Genomic DNA, 26,512 nt, shown 5'->3' with positions numbered 1-26,512 from the left:
CCTATTTCTTTTTTCTTTTTCCTTATTTTGCACTCGAGATTTCTTAACATTTAAACTTAATTGATATGAAAAAGGAAATAAAAAAAAGAGTGCTTATCATTATGCTGATGATGGGATTTGGATGTTTGCTTCCTGCTGTTATGTATGCGGCAGGATTGCCGAGAAAGACACTTATAGACTCATCATGGAAATTTTTCTTGGGGGATGAACTGGCTGCTTCTAAATCAGACTATAATGATTCAAAGTGGCGTATTGTGAACTTACCACATGATTGGAGTATAGAACATTCAATAGACGAAAAGGCGCTATCTGGTAATGATGGGGGATATCGGGTGGCTGGTATTGCCTGGTATCGTAAAGAGCTAATGGTTCCTGCAGCTCTTAAGGAAGAGAAGGTATATCTTTATTTTGAAGGGGTGTATATGAACTCTTCAATATATGTGAATGGTCAATTAATAGGTGGGCATCCTTATGGATATACTTCTTTCTTTTGTGATGCGACCTCTGCAATTATACCAGGTAAGAAAAATGTTGTGGCTGTAAGAGTAGATAATTCACAGCAAAAGAACTGCCGCTGGTATTCTGGTTCTGGCATTTATCGTCATGTATGGCTTATTCATACACCCAAAGTTCATATAGAGAATTGGGGAGTGGCCGTTCATACACCGCAAGTTTCTGCATCTCAAGCAACTGTTCAGGTAAAAACTATGTTGAATAATGAAACTCCTGTGGATAAGGAAGTGAAAGTAACTGTAAAGGTTGCCGATGCAGAAGATGCAGTTTCTACAGTGATAATACCTGCTAGAGGCAAAAAAGAAGTTATACAGAAATTGAAGGTATCTCACCCTAAATTATGGGACATCAATGCCCCAAATCTTTATGATGCACATATATCTATTCTGGATAATGATAAGATAATCGATACATATAGCCAATCATTTGGTATTAGAACGATTCATTACTCAGTGAAAGGCTTTTTCTTGAATGGCAGGAAGTTAGATTTAAATGGTGGTTGTGTGCATCACGATAATGGAATTTTAGGTGCAGCCGCTTTTGATAGGGCTGAATTTAGAAAAGTACAGATGATGAAGAGTGCTGGTTTCAATGCTTTACGTACTTCGCATAATTTGCCATCAGAAGCTTTCCTAGAAGCATGTGATCGCTTGGGAATGCTTGTAATTGATGAGGCGTTCGATGGATGGCGTGAGGCTAAAACTCCACATGACTATGCCTCGCTTTTTGATAAGTATTGGCAGCAGGATATAGAAGGAATGGTTCTTCGTGATCTAAATCACCCATCAATTATAGCATGGAGCATTGGTAATGAGGTCATTGAACGAAAAAAAATAGAAGTTGTTACTACTGCTCATAAGTTGGCTAGTAAGATTCGTGAATACGATAATCGTCCTATCACTTCTGCGTTGGCTGCTTGGGATAGTGCTTGGGAAATCTATGATCCTCTAGCTGCAGAACTGGATATTACGGGTTATAACTATATGATTCATAAACATGAGGAAGATCATCAGCGTGTGCCTGATAGGGTTATGTGGCAGACTGAATCTTATGCCAAGGATACCTACCAAAATTGGTCGTTGGTTCATGATTTTGATTATATTATAGGTGATTTCATCTGGACTGGTATAGATTACTTGGGTGAATCTGGTATCGGAAGATGGTGGTATGATGGGGATGTACCAGGTGAACATTATGAGCGTCCTCTTTATCCATGGCATGCGGCCTATTGTGGCGACATCGATTTGACGGGGTGGCGTAAGCCGATTTCTCATTATCGAAATCTTTTGTATAATGATACGGAGAAACTGTATATGGCAGTAAGAGAGCCAGATGGTTATTATGGAAAAATCAGAACTGGACTTTGGACAGCTTATCCTACCTGGGAGAGTTGGAATTGGCCAGGTCATGAAGGAAAAAATATTGAGGTTGAGGTTTATTCTAAATATCCGATAGTACGTTTATACCTGGATGATAGATTAGTTGGTGAAAAAGTTGTCGGTCGTGAAACGGAGATGAAAGCTGTTTTTTCATTGCCATTTAAACCAGGAACTTTGAAGGTCGAGGGGGTGGAAAATGGAGTAGTTAAAGATGCTAAAATGCTGTCTTCTGCCTCTGAGCCAGTTGCTATTCGTACTAAGGTTGAAAATCGAGAGATGAAGGCTGATGGAACAGACCTGTCTTTTGTTCAAATAGAAATTGTTGATAGGGAAGGTCGTGTATGTCCTAATGCATCTGTTGAGTTGGAAGCTATTGTTACAGGTTCTGGAGTGTTGGCTGCTTTAGGAAATGCTGATATTAAAGATCCTGACACTTATGCGGATCAAATCCATAAGTCTTGGAAAGGGCGTGCTCTTGCAGTTGTACGAAGTACGAAAAAGGCAGGAAAAGTAAAGCTTACGATAAAATCAAAGGGCTTGAAAACTTCGGCTGAAATCATACAATCTCGATAGAAAAGGTATATAACTATAACAATTAATACGATAAAATTTATGAAGAGTTACAGAGTTTTTTCTTTATTTCTAGCGTGTGCGATGTCCACTACGATAATGGCACAGTCCAGGAATGTACAGGGACGAATCGTAGATGCAAAGTCTAACGAACCTTTAATTGGTGTAACCGTTAAGGAAGCTGGTACTAGTCATGGTGTAGTAACCGACTTAGATGGAAGTTTTACTATATCGGTAAGTCCTGATGCTAATTTGTTAGTTTCTTATGTAGGTTATAAAAATCTGCAAGTGCCTGTAAAAGGTAAGAATAAATTAATGGTCCTTTTAGAGGAAAATAGTGAAATTCTTAATGATGTTGTGGTTGTTGGATATGGAGTGCAAAAGAAAGCTACCCTTTCTGGAGCTGTGACCAGTGTGAAAGGTGAAGATTTGGTGAAAGCACCTGTTACCAATGTCAGTAATGGATTGGCTGGTAGATTACCTGGTGTCTTTGCCATATCTAATACTGCTGAGCCAGGATATGATGGATCTACAATTCGCATTCGTGGTGTGAATACTTTTGGTAATGCAGAGCCATTGGTTGTTGTTGATGGAGTACCTGGTCGTTCTTTGGAACGCATTGACCCAAGTACGATAGAGTCGCTTTCTGTAATGAAGGATGCTTCTGCTGCAATTTATGGTGCACAAGCTGCTAATGGTGTTATTATTATTACAACCAAACGTGGCAAACAGGGAAAGCCTACCGTTGATTTCTCTTATAATTACGGTTTGTCTCGCCCTACAACTGTACCTGAGATGTGCAATGCGGCAGAATATGCTACTCTTTTGAATGAGATTGATTCTTATGCAGGCAATACGCCAAGATATACTGCAGACGAAATCAAAAAGTTTGCGGATGGTTCTGACCCTTGGTCATATCCTAACACCGATTGGTTTGCAGAAACGCTAAAGGATTGGTCACCTCAGAGTAATACCAATGTATCGGTATCTGGTGGCACTGAGAGAACAAGATATTTCCTTAGTATGTCAGCTAAAACGCAAGATGGATTCTATCGTCATAGTGCAACTAAATACAAGCAATATGATTTACGTTCCAACTTTGATGTAAATTTGGCTAAAGGATTAGATTTGACAGCTAATCTGTCTGGACGTCTCGAAGATCGAAAGTTTCCAACACGTTCTTCTGAGAACATCTTCCGTATGTTGATGCGTTCAAAACCAAATATGCCTGCTTATTGGCCTGATGGAACTCCCGGACCTGATATAGAATTTGGTGATAACCCTGTGGTTATTTGTACAGATCAAACAGGTTATGATCGTGACAAGCGTTATGTATTAAACGGAGATTTCGGTTTGAACATTCAGATTCCTTATATTCAAGGTTTATCTTTGAAGTTGGGTGCTTCTTTTGACAAAACATTCCGTTTCAGAAAGATTTGGCAGACCCCTTGGTATCTCTATTCTTGGGATGGAACTTCTTATGGTGAAAACGGACAGCCTTTGCTTCAAAAAGGAAAGAAAGGATATGATGATGCTCGTCTCAATCAGTCTTCAGAGAATAATTATAATATTCAGTTGAGTGCTATCTTGAATTATAATCGTAATTTTGGAGAGGATCATATTCTGAATGCTACTTTGGGTGTAGAGCGTATTAAAGGACGTGGCGATTCCTATGAGGCATATCGTCGATACTATATTTCAACAGCTATTGATGAACTTTTTGCTGGTGGACAAAGTGAAATTAATAATACGGGTTCTAGTTATACTGAGGCTCGACTTAATTATTTTGGTCGATTGAATTACGCTTATAAGCAGAAGTATTTAGCAGAAGTAGTCTGGCGTTATCAGGGATCTTATATCTTTGATCAGTCTAATCATTTTGGCTTCTTTCCTGGTGCTTCTTTAGGCTATGTGATTTCAGAAGAAGATTATTTCAAGAAGATGTTGCCTTTCATCCACTTTGCAAAGATTCGTGCGTCTTGGGGGCAGACGGGTAATGATCTCATTAATGCCTATCAGTATCTTGCATCTTATTCTTATAACAATCTGATGTATATAACGAATTCTGGTGCAACTTATAATCAAGCATTAAAAGAAAATGTAGTGCCAAATAAGAATGTTACATGGGAGACAGCTACACAGGAGAATATTGGATTGGATCTGCAATTCTTGAAAGGAGAACTTGCTTTCACCATCGATTATTTCCGTAATACCCGTAAAGATATATTGTGGCATCGAAATGCTTCTGTTCCTAGTACTTCTGGTATGACTTTGCCTGATGAAAATTTGGGAAGGGTGCGTAACCAGGGTGTTGATTTTGATCTGAGTTATCATCATCGTTTTGGTGATGTTATGTTTAATGCAGGATTGAATGGAGTATATGCCAAGAATAAAATTTTGTTCTGGGATGAGGCTCCTGGAGCTCCTGATTATCAAAAATCAACAGGTATGCCTATTGGTGCAGGTTTGGTTTACAAGGCTGTTGGAATCTATCAGACACAAGAAGAGATTGACAGCAATCCTGCTCATTGGCCTGGTGCTCGTCCTGGTGATATTAAGTTTGCTGATATAAATGGTGACAATAAACTGGATGGTAATGATCGTATCCGATATGGTCGTACAAGTGTGCCAACTTTTACCTATGGTATTAATCTAGGCGCTCAATATAAAGGATTCGATGTTACTGCATTGTTACAGGGAGCAATGGGAGGTGTTTTCTTTCAATCTACGGAGTCTGGTGATTTTGGTAACTTCTTGAAAAGTTTCTATGATAATCGTTGGACAGAAGAAAATCATAGTACATCCTATCCACGCACATACAATCGCTCAAATGAATATTGGGTTAATCAAAGTAATACCTTCTGGATTCACAGTAGTGATTATATCCGTTTAAAAAACGTAGAGGTGGGCTACACATTACCTAATGTGTTGACAAGTAAAATCAAAATAGAGCGTTTGCGTTTTTATATAAATGGTTACAATCTGCTTACTATTGCACCTTGTATGAAGGACTATGATCCTGAGAATACCAGCGGTAGAGGATATAACTATCCATTGAGTAAGATTATTAATTTCGGTACGTCAATTACATTCTAATTATTCTAATGATATATAAATATGAAAAAGATATTGTTTTTCTTAGCAATAGTCGCTTTGCTATTTTCTGCATGTAGTGATGAATTCTTAAATGTAACGCCTAAAGATCGCTATTCTGATGCAACTGTATGGAAAGATAATTCCTTGGCAAATGCTTTCGTGAATAATATTTACGAAGGACAGTATTATGGCTTGCATTCGGTTATGTTCTCTGCGATTGACGATCAGGCAATGGAAGTTTGGTCATGGGAAAGTCAGCCTGTAGTTAACAATGCGATAAGTCCTAGCTATCTAGGTATTTTAGCGCCAGATTTTTGGATTATTGCATTCCATAATGTCAGTTGGAATAGTCTTTATAAGAATATTCGCAATTGCAATCTTTTCTTCCAGCGTGTTGCAGATAATGGGCTGAATGGTTCTGATATAGACCAGCTAAAGGGAGAAGTTCATTATTTAAGAGCTTATTATTATTCCTGGTTGTTAAGCTTTTATGGGGGTGTTCCTATTTTACCCAAAGCTTATGAAGCTGAGGATGATATGCTTGTTAAAAGAAATACTTTAAAAGAAACAGTTGATTATATCATTTCGGATCTTGATTCCGCAGCTCAAGTTTTACCTATCTCTACAGATAAGGCTAGAGCTAGTAAGGGAGCTGCTTTGGCATTAAAGTCAAGAGTTCTGCTTTATGCTGCAAGTGATTTGTTTAATTCTCATGCTTCTTGGACTTCTGGCTATGCAAATCCTGAGTTGGTGAGCTATACCGATGATAATCGAAAGGAGCGTTGGCTGAAAGCCAAGGAGGCTGCAAAGGCTGTTATTGACTTAGGTGTTTATAAGCTTGTGGGTGAAGGTGGGTTCTCTACACCGGAGGAGGCAATTAGTAATTATGAGCAGTTGTTTATCAATCATGGTAATTCAGAGGATATCATGCTTACATATTATGATAATGTCAATCATAGTACTAGCGATTTCCAATGTCCTAGTTTTGGTAAATTTAATAGCCCGAATGGTTATCATGGTTGGGGAGGAAATGTGCCAACCCAACAGATGATTGATTCTTATGAGATGGCAGATGGTACTAGATTCAGTTGGAGTAATCCCGATCAGGCTAAGCATCCTTATTTGAATCGTGACCCTCGTTTTTATGCTACTGTACTTTATGATGGGGCTTTATGGAAGAAACGTCCAGATGATGTATATGCTTCTGATCCGATAGGAAAGATTCAGACGGGATATTATGAGCAGGAAAATGGTTTCTACACCCCAGGTCTTGATACGCGTAATAGTCCTATTGATGATTGGAATGGTACTTATACAGGCTATTATATGCATAAAGGTATAGATCCTAATATGGACCAACAGTATGAATATCAAAAGTACCCTTATCGGCAGATTCGTTATGCAGAAATATTGCTTAACTATGCTGAGTGTTGCATTGAATTAGGTGAGTATGCTGAGGCTCGTAAATATATTAATATCATTCGCAAACGTGCTAATATGCCTGATTTAGATGAATCGATAACTGGTAATGAACTGCGTGATCGTTATCGTAACGAACGAAATATAGAGCTGGCATATGAACAGAATCGTTTCTTTGATATTCGTCGATGGATGATTGCTCCAGATGTTATCAAGAATGCGCAAGGTATTGATATCCGTTACCCAAAGGGAAGTGATACTCCTATATATAGTATAAAGGAAGTGCAGACTCGTTCATGGAACAATAAAAACTATCTGCTTCCTATTTCTCTTGATGAAATGCAGAAAAATGCTAATTTAATACAAAACCCTGATTATTAATGGGGATTATATCCAAATAAGATTGCACATCGCAAAATAAACATCAATTTATTTTGCGGTGTGTTCTTTTTGCCGTAACTTTGCAGCCAAATTGAAGTTATGTTTATGGATATATTATCATTCTTTAGAAAATTTTCCTTGCCTTGTTCCCTGGTATTGGGAGCCGTGGGCTATCTGATTTTTGCCAATGTTCCTTTCCTGGAATCTCTGGGGGATGCGGTGGGACCGAAACTGGTAGATCTGATGCCGGTAGTGCTCTTTTCTTTGCTCTATGTTACCTTCTGCAAGATTGAGATCAAGGAGATGAAGCCAAAGACTTGGCATTTTATCCTGCAGCTCATCCGAACCAGTCTGGCACTGATGATGGTGGTGCTTATCTTCGAATTCGGAGATAATTATGAAACCAAGCTGGTGCTCGAAGGTGCTTTCATCTGTTTTATCTGTCCTACGGCGGCTGCCGTGGCTGTGGTGACGGAGAAGTTGGGTGGAAGCATCGGCTCGTTGACTACTTATACGGTGATAGCCAATGTATTCACGATGGTTATCATTCCTAGTCTTTTCCCGATGGTGGAGAAGGGGGCAGATGTTTCCTTTTTTTTCATGAGTGCGATGGTATTCAGAAATGTAACCACGGTACTGGTGGTTCCTTTGCTTCTGGCTTTGCTGAGCCGAAAGTTCCTGCCTAAGTGGGTGGATAAGGTGAAGAGCGTGAAGGATCTGGGCTTCTATATGTGGTGCTTCAACCTTACTATCCTGATGGGCGAGACGGTTCGCAATATCCTCCATGCCGAGGTTTCGGGATGGATTCTTGCCTTGCTGCTCATCGTTCCGCTCTTTGTCTGTCTCATCCAGTTTGCCATCGGTAAGGCGGTGGGCAGACATTATGATGCAAGCATCAGTGCCGGTCAGGCTTTGGGACAGAAGAATACCATTGTTGGTATCTGGCTCACCCTTACTTTCCTCAATCCGCTTGCTGCCGTAGCACCGGGCGCCTATGTGGTTTGGCAGAACCTGGTGAATGGCTGGCAACTGTGGTATAAGGAGAAATACGGAAAACTGAAATGGTAGATGTAAGAGAAAACAGAAATAATGGAAATATAAAAAAGCAGCTTGGAATCTCCTATGAAATTCCAAGCTGCTTTTTTTATATGAATGTATCTGATCTTTATTTGCTTGTAGAAATAAAGATGCACTCGATGGTTACGTTGCCATCCATCCATTTGGCTGGAATGGTGAAGGTACCATCCTTGGCGATATCTGTCTTCTTGAGCGATTCTATCTGGTCACCATGGGTAATGGTGAAGTCACCGTATGTGAATCCTGGAGCAGGAACCATCTTCACCTTGAATGGCTTGCCGTATGCCACCTTGTGGTTGTTGAGGGTTGTTCCGTCTGCTGCGGTCACCATACCGTTGCGGTTGGCCTCGGTTACAGAAACAAACTCGCTGTGAGCCTTCTTCTTGGCTGTACCTTCGGTCTTCAGCAAGGTGATGCGTGGAGCGTTGGTCAGGTGGATATTGATGTCATCGATATAGACCAGGGCATCCTCCTTCATCTCATGAGGAGACTCTGCGTGAGGAACCACTACCAGACTATAGATATCCACACCTTCTGCGCTCTTGATTGGGAAAACAGCATCAGCCCACTGTCCTGCAGGAACAGGAGTGGTTGACTTGATCCAGAACTGCTCTACTTCCTGCGACTGTCCGGCTCTGTCTCTTCTCTTTCCGAGACCTACCAGCATCACTCTTCCTTCCATCGGACGGTTGATCAGTACGTGAACTACTTTTCCGGATGGACCGAGTGCAATCGGCTTCTTCAGATCTATTCTTGCACCGAAGATGTTGGAAGCCAGGCGTGAACGCTGGAAGCCGAGCACCTTCTTGCTGGGATTGTTGGTGAGGTCTGGATTATCCACGACTTCGCAGTTGCCCGCCAGTTCTCCTGTGCGGAATGGGGAATGCTCCCATCTGTCGTAAACTCCCACGGATTTGTAATCCTGGGTGTCGAACTTAATTTCTTGTCCCATTGCAGCCAATGGTAACAAACACAATGCTATGAGTAATTTCTTCATGTTCGTAGTGTAGAGTCAAAGTTTAAAATACTTTAATGGAATGTAACAATGGGCAAGCCTTGCTGTCGTCGATGACAACCTTCAGGCCTTTCACCTGATAGCCTTTGCCGTAACTGTCTGATGTGCTGCCGTTCAACGGGATGATGCGCTTGTATCCGATGGTTGTGGTGGTGCACTTCTCAGCGATTGGTTTCCATGTCTTTCCGTCTTCAGAGATTTCGATATGGAACTTTCTTACTCGCTGACCCTTGCGGATGTACTCCATCATATCCACATAGCGAACGGTCTGTGGCTTGTCCCAGTTGAAGGTGATGGTAGCCTGCTTCACGCCGTCATCAGTAGCCCAATAGGTATTCTTGTTGTTATCGGTCAGGTTCTTGGCTGCATAGTTGCGGTTGGCACCAGCCTTTCGGGTGTTGCTTACAGTAACCTTTGCCTTCTGAGCCAGGTCCTTACCCAGACGGGTACGAATCATGTTGCCCATTTCCTTGAGCACGCGAACGTCGATATCAGGCAGCAAACCGCTCTTGTCTGGAGGGCAGTTTAAAATCAGAGTAGCATTTCTACCAACAGTCTCCAGATACATCTGGAAGAGGCGCTCTACAGAGAGAGGCTTCTCGCCCTCGTGCCAGAACCATCCCTTGTCGGTGAACTTGGCATCGCTCTCTCCCGGGTCCCACTGCCAGCCATCCTCGGTACCATACATACCGTTGCTTTCTGGTGCATAGCCTCTTTCGTCGGTGAGCCAGTTGGTTTCGCCAGCCCATCCAGCCTCGTTGCCAATCCATCTTGCCTCAGCACCCACACCCCAGAGGATGATGTCTGGACAAACCTTGTGGATAGAGTCTCTGAGGTTAGGAATATCATAATAGGTAGAACGGTCAACGTTTACGGTCGTATTGCGTCCGCCGTAGTATCCGTCGCCACCGTTGGCACCATCAAACCACATTTCAAACTGGTCTTTGCCATACTGTGCCAACTCCGCGCACTGGCGCAGGAAAACATCGTTTACATATTTCTCAGTACCGTAGTATTGGCTGTTTCTATCCCATGGAGAAACATAGAAGCCGTACTTCATACCCAGACTGCGGGCTGCCTTGGCAAAGTCGCGAGGAATGTTGGTAGTCTTGCCGTTCTCGTTGCCTGAATTCACGATAGAATGATCGGTTGTAGATGTAGGCCAGAGACAGAAGCCATCGTGGTGCTTTACCACGGCAATACCGCCCTTCATGCCAGCTGCTTTCACAGCCTTAAGCCATTGAGCCGGGTTTGGCTTCTTGGTTGGTGCAAAAAGGGTTACGTCTTCACTTCCGAGTCCCCATTCTCTGTTGGTATAGGTATTCATGCCATAATGGAAGAAGGCATAGAATTCTGTCTCCTGCCATTTCATCTGGCGATCACTTGGAACCGGGAACACAGCTGTTGGCTCGTTGTCTGGATTAGGCAACGACTGCTGCTTTACTTGGAAAACACTCTGGGAGTGGCCAGCCATGGCAGTCATGACGAGGGACACCCCTATAAAAACTTTTTTGATGTTCATGGTTGTTGTATTTAAATCGATACACTTTAATCTTACCATAATAATAGATGTATATAATAGTTATTGATGCGATTGGTGATTGTTACTAATGATTCATCTGCAAAGATAGGAGTTTTATAAATAGTAACAAAACTTTTCTGGTTAATTAAATATAAACGCCCGCAATTTTGCTTTGCGGGCGTTTGTATAGGGTTAGTCCTGTGTAGGATAAATCAAATTTTCTTCGGTGATGCAGTTGAGTACCTCTTCCAAATATTTTTTCGATTCATACTTTGCCATAGGCAGGTCGTGGAGCAGATAGTTACCGCAATCCTTGGCAGCCTGTCCTGGAATTTCTCCTTCGAAGTCGGCGATGAACTGGAAGGTGCGCTTCATCAGTTCTACGATGTCCTTGCTCTCCAGGTCGCCCTTGATGAGGAGGTAGTTGCCGGTGAGGCATCCCATTGGTCCCCAGTAGATGATGCGGTCTTTCCACTCCTCGTCGTTGCGCAGGTAGGTGGCAGCCAGGTGCTCGATGGTATGGATGGCACCGTTGTGGAGGCAAGGCTCCTGGTTAGGCACCTTCATACGGATATCGAAGGTGGTGACTACTTCTCCACCTACTTCGTCCTTGCGGCTTACGTAGATGCCGCGGAGCAACTTGTTATGATTGATAGTAAAACTTGGAATCTTATTCATATTACTTTGAACTTTGAATGTTGAACTTTGAACTTTATGATTACTTTTTACTTTGAACTTTGAATATTGAACTTTATAATAATCCGTATTGCATATCATAAAGTTCAAAGTTCAAAGTTCAAAGCTCAATGTTACAGACTTTCGAGGAAAGCCTTGGTGACATTGAATGATCCTTCTGCCATTTTAGCCCAGAAGTCGAAATACTGCTGTGCCTTGGTATCCTTCAGAGGTACATCGCTGATGATGCGGAAGGAGATGAAAGGAGTCTTGTAGATGTGGCAGGTCTGTGCGATGGAGCAGCTTTCCATATCCACAGCCATGGCGTGAGGGAAGTGCTCCAGGATAGAGCGCATCTTCTCCTTGCTATCTACGAACCATTCTCCGCTTACAATCTGTCCGGCATGAATCTTGGGATGCTGGTTGTCTGGCTGTGCATTGATGGCAAGCGCCTTTTCTACATACTCCTTTGGGGTCTTGAAGAGGGCAGGCATACCGAGAATCTGTCCATACTCGCATTCGTCACCGCAGTAAGCATCGTGATATACACAGTCGGTAGCTACCACCACTTCTGTAACATTGAGGTTGATGTCAGCACCTCCAGCCACACCCGAAGAGATGACGAGGTCTGGGTGGTAATTATCAATCATTTCCACAGCTCCGATGGCGCTGTTCACCTTTCCGATGCCGCACTGCTGCATCACTACTTCATTCTCGCCGATTTTTCCGATGACGAAGTCCTTATGATTCTTTCGCTCAGTCTGCGATTCTGTCAATAATGTCTTGAGTTGCGTGAACTCCTTGTCCATCGCAACGATAATTCCTATTTTCATATCGATTTATTTCTATTCTGGGTGCAAAGTTACAAAATAAATCCCATAAAAAAACATTTCCCCACCTATATTTTATAATATGCTCTTGATTTTGCCACCTTTGATTTTCGGTCATCTTGCAGCGTGAGAATCCCTATAATGATAGGGGGAAAACCCTATTGCGTCTTTTCTTCGATAAAAAAAGTAAAAAGTTTCTTCTATTATTTTGTAGTGTCTTCATTTCTCATTATCTTTGCACCAAATTATAAACGTTTATAGAAAAAGATGAAATTATTGAAGAAGTATCTACTGGATATTCTGGTAGTGATTGTTTTTGCAGTGATCTCTTTCGTGTACTTCATGCCTGCCGACATGGACGGACGAATTCTGTTCCGACACGACTCGGCGGCGAGCAAGGGATTGGGACATGAGAAAGAGCTTTTCCAACAGCAGACTGGCGAGACAACCCGTTGGACCAACTCTGTGTTTGGTGGTATGCCAACCTATCAGATGTCGCCTTCGTACGGCAGTACCCAGGTGCTCAGCCAGGTAACGAAGGCTTATCATCTGTGGTTGCCTGATTATGTATGGTATGTGTTTGTCTATCTCCTGGGCTTTTATATCATGCTCCGTGCCTTCGATTTCCGACAATCGCTGGCGGCGCTGGGTTCCATCATCTGGGCATTCTCATCCTACTTCTTTATTATCATTGCAGCAGGTCATATCTGGAAGGTATGGGCTTTGGCCTATCTGCCTCCTATGATTGCGGGTGTGGTGCTGGCTTATCGGGGTAAGTATCTGAAAGGTCTGCTCCTCACCGCCATCTTCTCGGCTTTCGAGGTGAATGCCAACCACGTGCAGATGACCTATTATTATCTCTTCATCATCCTCTTCATGGTGATTGCCTTCCTGGTAGATGCCATCAAGAAGGGGGAACTCGCCCGCTTCGGCAAGGCGACTGCGGTATGTGTCGTGGGTGCCCTCATCGGTATCTCGCTCAACCTCTCCAACCTGTATCATACCTGGCAGTATGGTCAGGAAACCATGCGTGGAAAGAGCGAACTGGTGAAGAAGAATACTGCCAACCAGACCAGCAGTGGTTTGGATAGAGACTATATCACCCAGTGGAGCTATGGTATTGATGAAACCTGGACGCTTCTGATTCCTGATGCCAAGGGTGGTGCTTCCGTACCTCTCGCCCAGAATACGCAGGCGATGGAGAAGGCGGATCCTAACTTCGTGCAGATTTATCAGCAGCTCGGACAGTACTGGGGCAACCAGCCTGGTACGAGCGGTCCTGTATATGTAGGAGCATTCGTATGTATGCTCTTCATTCTCGGTTTGTTTATTGTCAAGGGTCCGATGAAGTGGGCATTGCTGGCTGCCACCATCCTGAGCATCCTGCTCTCCTGGGGTAGAAACTTCATGCCGTTCACCGATTTCTTCCTTGATTACATTCCGATGTATGCCAAGTTCCGAACGGTGGCTTCTATCCTCGTGATAGCCGAGTTCACCATTCCGTTGCTTGCCATGATGGCTTTGAAGAAAATCATTGATGAGCCGGAGATACTCACCAGTAAGATCAAACTGGTATATGCCAGCTTTGGTCTGACGGCAGGCTTCTGTCTGCTCTTTGCCCTGATGCCGGGTGTTTTCTTCCCTGATTTCATTTCCGTTCAGGAAACTCAGGCGTTGCAGCAGTTGCCGGCAGAATACCAGGGGCCGCTCATGAGCAATCTCATCGAGATTCGCAAGAGCATCTTTACTTCTGATTGCTGGCGCTCGTTCTGGATCATCGTCATCGGCTCAGCCTTCCTGCTGCTTTACAAGATGAAGAAGTTGGGTGCTGAGTATATGATTGCCGGCATCGCAGTGCTCTGTCTCGTAGATATGTGGATGGTGAACAAGCGTTATCTCTACGATGATATGTTCGTAGATAAGAACGTGCGCGATACTCCTCAGCAGATGACGGAGACCGATAAGATTATCTGCCGCGACAAGGCGCTCGATTACCGTGTGCTCAATCTCGCTTCCAATACCTTCAATGAGAACGAGACCTCTTATTACCACAAGAGCATCGGTGGTTATCATCCTGCCAAGCTCCGTCGCTATCAGGAGATGATTGATGAACATATCGCTCCTGAGATGCAGAAGACGATGAAGGCTGTGGCTGAGGCTGGCGGTGATATGACCAAGGTGAATGGCGACAGTATCTTCCCTGTATTGAACATGCTCAATACCAAATACTTCATCCTGCCTTTGCAGGGCGGTCAGACGGTTCCTGTACAGAATCCATACGCCTACGGCAATGCCTGGTTCGTGGATGAGGTGCTGTATGTCAACAATGCCAACGAGGAGATCGATGGCGTAGGCAAGGTCAACCTCCGCCATGTGGCGGTGGCTGATGCTAAGTTCAAGGAGCAGTTGGCTCAGAGCGTGAAGCAGGATGACACTTCGGTGGTGAAGATGATTCAGTATAAGCCAAACAATCTCACCTACGAGGTGAAGTCGAGCAAGGGTGGCGTCATCGTCTTCTCTGAGATTTACTATCCTGGATGGACTGCTACCGTAGATGGTCAGCCTGTAGAACTGGGACGTGTGGATTATATCCTCCGTGCCATCAACGTGAAACCGGGCAACCACAAGGTGGTACTCGATTTCCATCCTCAGTCGCTCAAGAATACAGAGATGGTAGCTTATATCGGCTATGGTGTTCTGGTACTCCTTATTATAATAGGTATAGGAGTGGAAATCAAAAAGCGCAAGAAGACAGATGCTGTTTCGAACAGAAATTGATATTCCGAAGGCCGACTTCGAGATACAGCCGGCAGAGCAGATGCTCTTCGTGGGTAGTTGCTTTGCCGACAATCTGGGTCGCCGATTCGTGGAGAATCGCTTCCGTGCCACGGTGAATCCTTTCGGTGTAATGTATAATCCGGCAAGCATTCTCCATACGGTAGAGAAATGCGCCGAGGTGCATCCTCGTGTGGCAGTCTTTACGTTGGGTACGAACCACGTGTATATTCTGAAGGAAACGGGCGAGATTGTGGATAACTGCCAGAAGCGCCCCCAGCGCCTTTTCGAGGAAAGGAAACTGAGTGTAGAGGAATGTGCTGCGTATCTGCAAAAGGCGATTGATTTGCTGAAGCAACGAGGTTTGAAAGATGAAACATCGGAAGATGAAACTTTCGATACCAGCTTGAAGGTAATCGTAACCGTAAGCCCCATCCGTTATGCCAAATACGGCTATCACGGAAGTCAGCTTTCGAAGGCTACGCTTCAGTTGGCTGCAGATCGTTTGGTGAAGGCGAACCCTGGTGTGGTGAGCTATTTTCCGGCTTACGAAATCATGAACGATGAACTTCGTGATTACCGTTTCTACAAGGAAGATATGCTGCACCCGAGCGATCAGGCAGTAGAATATATCTGGGAGAAATTCCGGGAAACCTATTTCGGCAAGGCTGCCGAGCTGTTCCTGGAAGACTGGCGTCCCATCCGGGAAGCCCTCGGACACAAGCCCTTCAACCCCGATAGCGAGGAACATCAGAAGTTCATCGCCAGAACGGAAGAAAGGAAAAGATGGTTCGAGAAAAAGTATGGATTAGTGACGGGCTGAAAGCCCAAAAGCATAATGTAGAACATTTAAAGTATTAAGACAATGACATATACTATTGAAAAGGTAACCACACTGATAGGTGCGCGTCGCTATGGAGACAATGATACCAACATCGGTTTTATCCTGACCGATAGTCGTTCTCTTTGTTTCCCAGAGGAAACTCTGTTTTTTGCACTCAAGTCTGAGCGCAATGATGGTCATAATTACATCCCTGAACTGTATCGCAGAGGTGTGAAAAACTTTGTGGTAACTGATGTCCCTAAGGGCTATGCTTCTGATTATCCGGAGGCTAACTTCCTGAAGGTGGTCAATACGCTGGAGGCTCTTCAGCGTCTGGCTGAGCGCCATCGTGATGAATTCAATATCCCTATCGTGGGTATTACGGGTTCCAACGGCAAGACGATGGTCAAGGAGTGGCTCTATCAGCTGCTCTCGCCAAGCATGTTCGTTACCCGCAGCCCTCGCAGTTACAATTCCCAGATAGGTGTGCCATTGTCTGTCTGGCTGATGAACGAGCAGACCCAGGTAGGTGTCTTCGAGGCGGGTATCAGTCAGCCTGGCGAGATGCTTGCCCTCCGTGACATCATCCAGCCTACCATCGCCGTTCTTACCAATGTGGGTTCAGCCCATCAGGAGAACTTCTCTTCCCTGGAGGAGAAATGCCGTGAGAAGCTCATCCTCTTCCATGATGCTGAAACCGTGGTTTATGATGGCGATGATGAGGTGATTACCAAGGTGGTGGCTGAATATCCTGATTATAAAGGCGAGAAACTCTTCTGGTCGCTCAAGAACCCTGAGGCTCCTTTCTATGTCAAGAAGATTGAGAAGCAGCAGAGCGTGAGCGTCATCACCTATATATATAAAGGTGTAGAGGATAGTTTCTCCATTCCTTTCATCGATGATGCTTCCATCCAGAACTCCATCATCTGTGCTGCTGTCGCTTCCAAGATCGGACTCTCTGCCGAGGATATCGACAAGCGTATGGCACTGCTCGAACCGGTTGCGATGCGACTGGAGGTAAAGGTGGGTCAGCATGGCTGTACCCTCATCAATGACAGTTACAACAGCGATATCAACTCACTCGACATCGCTCTCGACTTCATGAACCGCCGTCCTGATCATCGTGGTCGTCGCCATACTTTGATCTTGAGCGATATCTATCAGAGTGGTCAGACTCCAGAGGCTCTATATAAAGAGGTGAGCGATCTTGCCCGCAAGCGTGGCGTAGTGAAGTTCATCGGTATCGGTCCGGAACTCTGCAAGCAGCATGATACGATTCAGATTTCAGAAAAGTTCTTCTTCCCGAATGTGGAGGAGTTTATCAATAGCGAGGTCTTTGCCTCCCTCCGCGATGAGGTCATCCTCCTGAAGGGTGCCCGCCAGTTTGGTTTCGATCAGCTTACCGAACTGCTGGTGCAGAAGGTGCATGAAACCACCCTCGAGGTCAATCTGAATGCGGTGGTTGCCAACCTCAACTACTACCGTGCCTTCATGAAGCCGGAAACCAAACTGGTCTGCATGATCAAGGCGGATGGCTATGGTGCCGGAGCGGTAGAGATTGCCAAGACCCTGCAGGATCATCGTGTAGATTATCTGGCTGTGGCTGTTGCCGATGAGGGTGTCACTCTTCGCAAGAACGGTATCACCAGCAACATCATGATTATGAACCCGGAGATGACGGCCTTCAAGACTATGTTCGATTACGACCTGGAGCCTGAGGTGTATTCTTTCCGATTGCTCGATGCACTCATCAAGGCTGCCGAGAAGGAGGGTGTCACCGGATTCCCTGTTCACATCAAACTCGATACCGGTATGCATCGCATGGGCTTCGATCCTGAAAACGATATGGAGGAGCTTATCGGTAAGCTGAAGCATCAGAATGCCATCATCCCTCGTTCTGTCTTCTCTCACTTCGTGGGAAGCGATGACGATAGTTTCGATGATTTCTCAGCCCATCAGTTTGAACTCTTCGATAAGGGAAGCCGACAGTTGCAGGCTGCCTTCGACCATAAGATCCTGCGCCATATCTGCAATTCGGCAGGTATCGAGCACTTCCCGGAGCGCCAGTTGGATATGTGCCGTCTGGGTCTCGGACTCTATGGCATCAACTCCCGCAACAACAAGACCATCAACTGCGTGAGCACCCTGAAGACTACCATTCTCCAGATGCACAACGTGAAGGCGGGCGATAGTGTGGGCTACAGTCGCAAGACCATCCTCGATAAGGACAGTGTCATCGCTGCCATTCCTATCGGATATGCTGATGGCTTGAACCGCCGTCTCGGCAATCGCCATGCCTACTGTCTGGTCAACGGTCAGAAGGCAGATTATGTAGGCAACATCTGTATGGATGTGGCGATGATCGATGTCACCGGCATCAACTGCAAGGAAGGTGATAGCGTGGAAATCTTCGGCGAGCATCTTCCTGTTCAGGTGTTGAGTGATATTCTGGAGACAATTCCTTACGAAGTGCTGACCACCATCAGCAACCGAGTGAAGAGGGTTTATTACCAGGATTAAGCGTGAAAAGAAGCGTTGCTGGCGACAATAAATCGTGCAAAAACGTATAAAAAACGATAAATCCCATCCGAAAAGCTCGGATGGGATTCTTTTTTACGTAAATTTTTCCATTAAAACGTATTGAATATGAATAAAAAAGTGTATCTTTGCAACCAACAAATCATCTAAAAACAAGCAAGGGTGCACTTTTATGTGTATTTCTTTAACTATTTAACAATTCAAAAGTAATAATGGAACAAGTATTTAGCTATATTATTAGTCTGGGTGCGAGCGTGATGATGCCTATCATCTTCACGGTCATCGGACTGTGTATTGGCATGAAATTCGGAAAGGCTTTGAAGTCGGGACTCTTCGTAGGTGTGGGTTTCGTGGGACTGGGTGTGGTGACAGCTTTGCTGACTACCAACTTCAATGACCCGTTGAAGGCTATCTCCGACATCTATCACCTGCAGTTGAATGTGTTTGATATGGGATGGCCTGCAGCTGCTGCCGTAGCTTATAATACTGCGGTGGGTGCCTTGATTATCCCAATCTGCTTGGGTGTCAACTTCCTGATGTTGATTACCAAGACCACCCGTACGGTAAACATCGACCTCTGGAACTACTGGCATTTCGCATTCATCGGTGCCGTAGCTTACTTCGTGATGGGCGAGAGCTTGCTTTGGGGATACTTCGCAGCCATCGTCTGCTATATGATTACATTGGTATGTGCAGACCTGACCGCCGACAAGTTCCAGAAGTACTACGACTTGGATGGAATCTCTATTCCGCAGCCATTCTGCCAGAGTTTCATGCCATTTGCCATCGTCTTCAACAAGCTTCTGGATATGATTCCTGGTTTCTCTAAGCTCGATGTAGATGCAGAGGGATTGAAGAAGAAGTTTGGCGTACTTGGCGAACCATTGGTTCTCGGTGTCATCGTAGGTGCCCTGATTGGTTGGGCTGCTCAGTTGGATATCAAGAAGATTCTCTTCCTGGGTGTAACCATGGGAGCTGTGATGGAGTTGATTCCTCGTATCACCTCTCTCTTTATCGATGGTTTGAAGCCTATCTCTGAGAAGACACAGGAGTTGGTCAAGACCAAGTTCAACGGCAAGAAGGTACATATCGGTATGAGTCCTGCCTTGGTTATCGGTCATCCTACTACCTTGGTAGTATCAGTCATCTTGATTCCGGTTATCCTGGCAATCGCAGTATTCCTGCCTGGCAACCAGTTCTTGCCATTGGCATCATTGGCAGGAATGTTCTACCTCTTCCCATTGATTCTGCCATTTACCAAGGGTAATGTAGTGAAGACCCTTATCATCGGTTTGGTAGCCCTGATTATCGGTCTCTATTTCGTAACCGATATGGCACCTGACTTTACGATGGCAGCCAACCAGGTATATGCTGCCACAGGCGATAATGCCGCTCATATTCCTGACGGATTCGCAGGTGGTGCGCTCGATTTCGCTTCCTCTCTCTTCGGATGGGTCATCTATCGTGGCGTCAAGCTCTCTTACATCGGTATGGGTGTGCTCACCATCATCACCATCGCCCTGCTGGTTCTCAACCGCCAGCGCATCGTGAAAGAAGAAAAGGCAGCAGCCAAGAAATAAAACAAGAAAGTGAAGAACGAAGAATTTAAGTAATCATAAAGTTCAAAGTTCAAAATTCAAAGTTCAAAGTAAACGATTATGAAGAAATTAACATTAATATTAGCAGCAATGGTATTAACAGCAAGTCAGGCTTTTGGCCAGTGTGGTAAGTGTGGATACGAAGTGAAGGCAGAAAATGCCTATACTAATTATAACGTTCGTTATGCGAGCAATCCGATGGATGCCAAGCATTATACAACCGAGCGTCTCCGCAGTGAGTTCGCTATCGAGAAGGTGTTCGCTCCAGGTGAGGTAAACTGGACCTACACCATGTTCGACCGTTTCCTCATCGGTGGTGCAGAGCCAACAACTGCTCCTTTGAAGCTCACTTCTATCGCTCCGCTTTATACTGATAAGCCAAACGATCAGAAGAATCTGCTCGACAACCGTGAGTTGGGTATCATCAATATCGGTGGCGAGGGAACAGTTACCGTAGATGGCAAGAAATATACACTTGCTTTCCAGGAGGCTCTCTATGTAGGTCGTGGTGCCAAGAGCATCGAGGTAAGCAGCAAGGATGCTGCCAAGCCTGCTAAGTTCTATATGAACAGTGCTTGCGCTCATCAGACCTATCCTACCAAGAAGGTAACCCTGAAGGATGCCAACAACATCAAGGCGGGTAGCCTGAAGGAGAGCAACGACCGTGTGATCCACCAGTTGATCATCGATGGCGTGGCTGGTGTCCGTACCTGCCAGCTGCAGATGGGTGTTACCGAGTTGAAGGAGGGTTCTGTTTGGAACACCATGCCAGCTCATACTCACCTCCGCCGTATGGAGACTTACCTTTATTATAATGTCCCAGAAGGTCAGAAGATTCTCCATGTCATGGGTGAACCACAGGAGACACGTCCTATCTGGTTGAACAATGAGCAGGCTGTCATTGCTCCTGAATGGTCTATCCACTGCGCTGCAGGTACCAGCAACTATACCTTTATCTGGGGTATGGCGGGTGAGAACCTCATCTATAATGATATGCAGGTGGTAAAGATCCCTACATTAGAATAACAAAACAAAACGCTTAAAAACTGAGACAAATGAGTCCTATTTCAACAAGTAAAATGTCCAACTTCCGTTGGGTAATCTGTGCGTTGCTTTTTATTGCCACCACAGTCAATTATATGGACCGCCAGGTTCTGTCATTAACATGGAAAGACTTCATCGCTCCAGAATTCCACTGGACTGATGATGACTACGGTACGATTACCGGTCTTTTCTCTATCTTCTATGCCATCGCCAACCTCTTCGCAGGTAAGTTCGTGGATTGGATGGGTACCAAGAAAGGTTATCTCATCGCCATCTTCGTATGGTCAACCGGTGCTGTGATGCACGCAGGTTGCGGTTGGGTAGCTATGGAGATCGAGGGTTACGATTCTATCGAGGCACTCCGCCTGGTACAGGCTGGCAGTGATGCAGCTGTAGCTATCGCCACCATCAGTGTATGGTTGTTCCTCTCTTGCCGCTTGATTCTTGCTGTGGGTGAGGCAGGTAACTTCCCTGCAGCCATCAAGGTAACCGCTGAGTATTTCCCAAAGAAAGACCGTGCTTTCTCTACAGCCATCTTCAATAGTGGTGCATCTGTAGGTGCCTTGGCAGCTCCAGCTACCATTCCATTGCTGGCTCGCAGCATGGGCTGGGAGTGGGCTTTCATCATCATCGGTGTGCTCGGTTATGTATGGATGGGTCTCTGGGTGTGGCTTTATGAGAAGCCTTCTCAGAGCAAGCATGTAAACAAGGCTGAGCTTACTTACATTGAGCAGGATGAAGATTTGGAGAAGGTAAATGCTGAGGCTGAGAAAGTTGAGACTGCAGAGGCTTCTGAGGAGAAGACAATCGGTTTCCTCAAGTGCTTCAGTTATCGCCAGACTTGGTCGTTCATCGTGGGTAAGTTGATGACCGATGGTGTATGGTGGTTCTTCCTCTTCTGGGCTCCTGCTTACTTCTCTGATCAGTATGGTTACTCTTCAGACTCTGGCATGGGTATTGCCCTCATCTTCACTCTTTATGCGATTGTTACGGTATTGAGTATTGGTGGTGGTTATTTGCCAACCTATTTTGTAGATAAGAAGGGTATGAATCCATATATCGGTAGAATGCGTGCGATGTTGATTTTTGCCTGCTTCCCATTGCTCGGTCTGATAGCTCAGCCTATGGGTGAGTATAGTGCATGGTGGCCAGCTGTCATCATCGGTTTGCTCGGTGCAGGTCATCAGGCTTGGTCTGCCAACCTCTATTCTACCATCGGTGATATGTTCCCTAAGTCAACTGTGGCTACCATCACTGGTATTGGTGCTATGGCGGGTGGTATCGGTTCTTTCCTCATCAACAAGGGTTCTGGTATGCTCTTTACCTACGCAGAGGGTCAGGGTTCTGCCTTCACCTTCATGGGCTTCGATGGCAAGCCAGGTGCTTATATGATTGTATTCTGCATCTGCAGCGTGGCTTACCTCGTAGGCTGGTGTATCATGAAGGCATTGGTGCCTAAGTACAAGCCAATCGTCGTTGAGTAGTTGGTGATTGACGGTTGGTCGTGAACCGTTAAGAAGAAATGAGTACTAGTTCAATTGAAATTTAATGATAGAAGCGCAACAGACTATTTGCCTGTTGCGCTTTTTCTTTGTTTTTATAGGGCATTGGGTATTTTTTGCCCCTAAAATACGCAAGAATAAATAAATTGGTTTAAAATATTTGTGCGTATAATTTTTTTTTGTAACTTTGCACAAAACTTAGTATATTACTTAAACTTAAAAAATAATGAAGAAAGCAGTTGTGGTTATAGCTTTACTCAGCCAGGCTCTGGGCTTGACTTATGCCGACGATCAGACCGGGACAAGGGGTATCGGACAGTATCCGGGACGCCCGTCTCAGTTTACGGCTCCTCAAATGGTGAAGGATGATACCTATAGGAACATCGCCTTGAACCGTATGGTATATACTTCTTCGAATGCCGATTTCAATCTTACAGGTCATCTGGTAACAGATGGTATCATCACCAGCAAGGCTCCTTCCTTCCTGAGTGTAAGAACGAATGAAGGCGAGTTGTCCAACCGTGACAAGGAGAAGATGATTGATGGCAACACGGTCACCAGTCAGTATATCAAGGGCGAGAAGGCTTTTGCTGAGTTCAATTGGGAAGCCATGAAGGTAAACCTCAGAAATCTGAAGTTTACAGGTGAATTGGCTTACTATCAGGACAAGGCTACTCAGGGGTATGTGATTCGTGTGATGGGTTCACACAATGGTACGAAATGGGAGGTGCTGGGTGAAGAGAAAGGCACCGGACTTCCTGGTGAGGCTACCAAGCAGCAGGTAAGTTCCGACCCTAACAAGTTCCAGGATGTTGTGCGATTGCCGCTCCGCAAGCTGAATGTTTCCATACCTTTGAAGAAAACGGGCAACTACGAGCATGTTCGCATCGAATTTACGATGCCGGGTGCTGCGTGGTGGCGCGTCAAACTTATCGAAAATACTACTTCATGGCGTCCATCCATGCACTTCTCCAGTGTATGGAAGTCTGAATTGGCAAAGAATGCCCAGTGGCTCTATGTAGATCTAGGTACTGTGGCTGATTTCGATCAGGTGAATCTCTTCTGGGTCAACAAGGCTCGCCAGGGCAAGATTCAGGTTTCCTGTGATGCCAGAAACTGGAGTGATATTGCTACCCTGGGTCAGCAGAAGCAGAAGGGCTTGATCGAGAAGGTGGCTTGCAAGGGGCATGGCAGATATGTGAGATTGCTGCTTACCCAGCCGGATGCTTCCGGTCGTTATGCCTTGTCAGAGATGCAGGTGATGGGTAAGGGTGGCTTGCGTGCCGAGGCAGCCAACACTTTGTCTTCTAAGAATGGCAAGCAGATGCTCAACCAGTGGCAGCTGCGCCGTGAGGGAAGTGATGCCTGGATTCAGGCTACCGTTCCTGGTACCGTGCTTACCAGCTATATGAATATCGGTGCGGTGCCTGATAACCGCTACGATGATAATATGCGACAGATTTCCGAGTCGTTCTTCAACTCTGATTTCTGGTATCGTACTACCATCAACCATCAGCCATCTGCCAACAAGAACCAGCATACCTATCTTAACTTCGATGGTATCAACTGGAAGGCTGATATCCTCCTGAATGGTGAGAAGATTGGCAGAATTGACGGTGCCTTTATCCGCTCTCGCATCGACGTGACCAAGAAGTTGAAGACGGGTGCCAACAAGCTCGAGGTGCATGTCATCAAGAATGCCCACTTCGGCGTGGTGAAGCAGAAAAATCTCCAAAATACCGACCTCAATGGTGGTGAGTTGGGTGCTGATAACCCAACCTTCCACGCATCTATCGGCTGGGACTGGATTACCAATACCCCAGGTCGTGAAATCGGTATCTGGAATGATGTCTATCTTACCCACGATAACGGTGTGAGCGTTTCCGATCCGCTGGTAACATCTACCTTGAATCTGCCGGATACATTGGCAACCATGACTCCATATGTCTTCCTGAAGAATGCAGATGCCGTGGCTAAGACCGTGAAGCTTTCCGGTTTTATCGGCAAGATCCAGTTCGAGCAGGAAGTTAGCCTGCAGCCAAACGAGAAGCGTGAGGTGGCTTTCGCTCCAGCTGATTATCCTCAGCTCAAGAACCAGCGCATGAATCTCTGGTGGCCTAACGGCTATGGTTCACCTTATTTATATGATGCCGGTTTCAAGGTATCTGACAAGGCTTCAGGCGAGGTAATCTCTGAGATCAACTATAAGGCGGGTATCCGCCAGATGAGCTATGCCGACCTGGATACCCAGACCAAGATCTACATCAATGGCAAGCGATTGAATCCATTGGGTGGTAACTGGGGATTCTCTGAGACCAACCTCAACTACCGTGGACGTGAATACGATACTGCCGTTCGCTACCATAAGGAGATGAACTACAATATGATTCGCGACTGGGTAGGTCAGATTGGTGATGAGGAACTGTATGAGGCATGCGATAAGTATGGTATCATGATCTGGCAGGACTTCTGGCTGGCTAACCCATGGGACGGACCGGATCCTGATGACGACAAGATGTTCCTCGAGAACTCTGCCGATTACATCTCCCGCATCCGCAGCCATGCTTGTATCGGTATCTATTGCGGTAGAAACGAGGGCTTCCCTCCTGCATCCATCGACAAGGTGCTGAGAGAGCAGGTCAAGGATATCCATCCACAGTTGGGTTATATTCCTAGCTCTGCCGACCTGGGTGTGAGCGGTCATGGTCCTTACCAGATGAAGTCACCATCTTTCTACTTCGCTAATCAGAGCCATAAGCTGCATTCAGAGCGTGGTATGCCGAATGTGCCTACCTTCGAGTCTCTGAGCAGAATGATGGAAACGGAGCATCTGTGGCCACAGAGCGATGCTTGGGGACAGCATGATTATACATTGAAGGGCGCCCAGGGTGGTGAATCTTTCAACAACATCATGGAGAAGCGATATGGCAAGCCTCAGAGTGCTGAGCAGTTTACCAAGTGGGCACAGTGGCTCAACTATGATGGCTACCGTGCGATGTACGAGTCTTCTCAGCAGGACCGTCTTGGTTTGCTCATCTGGATGAGTCATGCCTGCTGGCCAAGCATGGTATGGTGTACCTACGATTATTACTTTGAGCCAACTGCGGCTTACTTTGGTGTGAAGAAGGCTTGCGAACCATTGCATATCCAGTACAACCCAGTGAAGAAGGTTGCCGAGGTAGTTAACTTTGCCGGTGGTGCCAAGAATGGCTTGGTTGCCAAGGCTCAGGTCTTTGATATGTACGGAAAGTTGATCAAGGAGGAGAGCAAGGAAGTGAATGTGGCGGAAGACCAGACTCTCGATGCCGTTAGCGTAAGTGAACCGGATGAGGAGGTTTACTACATCAAGTTGACTCTGGAGCAGAACAACCAGGTGGTTTCTGACAACTTCTATGTGATGGGTAAGGAAGAGGACAATCTCCAGGCACTCTCTAAGTTGCCAAAGGCAGATGTTGCTGTCAGCGGCAAGCGTTTCGTTCAGCAGGGTGAAGAGTGGGTTGGCGAGGTAGTGATCCGCAATACTGGCAATGTACCTGCCCTCTTGGTTCGCCTGAACCTGAAGGGTGGTGATGGTGAGCAGATTCTCCCTGTTATCTACAGCGATAACTATTTCAGTCTGATGCCGAACGAGTGCAAGACTATCAAGGTATCTTATCGTGATGAGGATGGCAGAGGTCAGGCTCCATACGTAGAGATTACAGGTTTCAATAAGTAAAACTGAACGTAAAATAAAAAAGCGCATCAGCGAGATTAAC

15 protein-coding genes are annotated in these 26,512 nt (G+C 45.4%); 11 read left to right on the top strand and 4 right to left on the bottom strand.

Annotated elements, in window-relative coordinates; all coding sequences use genetic code 11:
* The first annotated feature begins 65 nt into the window (after positions 1-65).
* From DXD25_RS00820 to DXD25_RS00805, 4 genes are all read left to right on the top strand, one after another.
* The gene (locus DXD25_RS00820) at positions 66-2,465 is read left to right on the top strand and encodes a sugar-binding domain-containing protein (RefSeq protein WP_117661345.1); all 2,400 of its coding nucleotides are present in this window, start codon (positions 66-68) and stop codon (positions 2,463-2,465) included.
* Positions 2,466-2,504: 39 nt separating this feature from the next.
* On the top strand, positions 2,505-5,558 hold the full coding sequence (locus DXD25_RS00815; RefSeq protein ID WP_117661344.1) for a TonB-dependent receptor: 3,054 nt from the start codon (positions 2,505-2,507) through the stop codon (positions 5,556-5,558).
* A gap of 21 nt (positions 5,559-5,579) precedes the next feature.
* Positions 5,580-7,358 carry a RagB/SusD family nutrient uptake outer membrane protein gene (locus DXD25_RS00810; RefSeq protein WP_089543991.1) on the top strand — a complete coding sequence of 593 codons (1,779 nt, stop codon included), beginning with the start codon at positions 5,580-5,582 and terminating at the stop codon, positions 7,356-7,358.
* A gap of 105 nt (positions 7,359-7,463) precedes the next feature.
* Positions 7,464-8,426 (top strand): transporter, encoded by a 963-nt coding sequence (locus DXD25_RS00805; protein ID WP_117661424.1) that lies wholly within the window; start codon positions 7,464-7,466, stop codon positions 8,424-8,426.
* Between the two features lie 97 nt (positions 8,427-8,523).
* On the opposite strand, the gene DXD25_RS00800 is transcribed toward DXD25_RS00805, so the two are convergent.
* From DXD25_RS00800 to DXD25_RS00785, 4 genes are all read right to left on the bottom strand, one after another.
* A complete protein-coding gene (locus DXD25_RS00800) occupies positions 8,524-9,432 on the bottom strand; it encodes a hypothetical protein (protein ID WP_222847538.1) in 909 nt (302 codons plus the stop codon).
* 22 nt (positions 9,433-9,454) lie between these two features.
* Complete coding sequence (locus DXD25_RS00795; protein ID WP_117661342.1) at positions 9,455-10,972, bottom strand: alpha-L-fucosidase; 1,518 nt, start codon at positions 10,970-10,972, stop codon at positions 9,455-9,457.
* A gap of 192 nt (positions 10,973-11,164) precedes the next feature.
* On the bottom strand, positions 11,165-11,650 hold the full coding sequence (locus DXD25_RS00790; RefSeq protein WP_089543987.1) for an S-ribosylhomocysteine lyase: 486 nt from the start codon (positions 11,648-11,650) through the stop codon (positions 11,165-11,167).
* Positions 11,651-11,781: 131 nt separating this feature from the next.
* On the bottom strand, positions 11,782-12,480 hold the full coding sequence (locus tag DXD25_RS00785; protein ID WP_117661341.1) for a 5'-methylthioadenosine/adenosylhomocysteine nucleosidase: 699 nt from the start codon (positions 12,478-12,480) through the stop codon (positions 11,782-11,784).
* Between the two features lie 264 nt (positions 12,481-12,744).
* Here DXD25_RS00785 and DXD25_RS00780 point away from each other — a divergent pair, with 264 nt between their 5' ends.
* The 7 genes from DXD25_RS00780 to DXD25_RS00750 all read left to right on the top strand — a co-directional run bounded on the left by DXD25_RS00780 (position 12,745) and on the right by DXD25_RS00750 (position 26,472).
* Entirely contained in the window at positions 12,745-15,255 is a 2,511-nt protein-coding gene (locus DXD25_RS00780; protein WP_117661340.1) for a YfhO family protein, read from the top strand.
* A complete protein-coding gene (locus DXD25_RS00775) occupies positions 15,233-16,075 on the top strand; it encodes a GSCFA domain-containing protein (RefSeq protein WP_117661339.1) in 843 nt (280 codons plus the stop codon). The genes DXD25_RS00780 and DXD25_RS00775 overlap by 23 nt, the downstream gene beginning before the upstream one ends.
* 42 nt (positions 16,076-16,117) lie before the next feature.
* On the top strand, positions 16,118-18,595 hold the full coding sequence (locus DXD25_RS00770) for a bifunctional UDP-N-acetylmuramoyl-tripeptide:D-alanyl-D-alanine ligase/alanine racemase (protein ID WP_117661338.1): 2,478 nt from the start codon (positions 16,118-16,120) through the stop codon (positions 18,593-18,595).
* Between the two features lie 230 nt (positions 18,596-18,825).
* Positions 18,826-20,193, top strand: a complete 1,368-nt coding sequence (locus DXD25_RS00765) for a PTS galactitol transporter subunit IIC (RefSeq protein WP_117661337.1) — start codon at positions 18,826-18,828, stop codon at positions 20,191-20,193.
* Between the two features lie 78 nt (positions 20,194-20,271).
* On the top strand, positions 20,272-21,237 hold the full coding sequence (kduI, locus tag DXD25_RS00760; protein ID WP_117661336.1) for a 5-dehydro-4-deoxy-D-glucuronate isomerase: 966 nt from the start codon (positions 20,272-20,274) through the stop codon (positions 21,235-21,237).
* A gap of 29 nt (positions 21,238-21,266) precedes the next feature.
* Positions 21,267-22,739 (top strand): MFS transporter, encoded by a 1,473-nt coding sequence (locus tag DXD25_RS00755; protein ID WP_117661335.1) that lies wholly within the window; start codon positions 21,267-21,269, stop codon positions 22,737-22,739.
* Positions 22,740-22,983: 244 nt separating this feature from the next.
* On the top strand, positions 22,984-26,472 hold the full coding sequence (locus DXD25_RS00750) for a discoidin domain-containing protein (RefSeq protein WP_117661334.1): 3,489 nt from the start codon (positions 22,984-22,986) through the stop codon (positions 26,470-26,472).
* Positions 26,473-26,512 lie beyond the last annotated feature (40 nt).

Source organism: Prevotella sp. TF12-30 (assembly GCF_003436715.1).
Lineage (GTDB): Bacteria > Bacteroidota > Bacteroidia > Bacteroidales > Bacteroidaceae > Prevotella > Prevotella copri_A.
The sequence above is the reverse complement of the archived record's forward strand: the minus strand, read 5'-3'. Positions and strand labels throughout refer to the sequence as shown.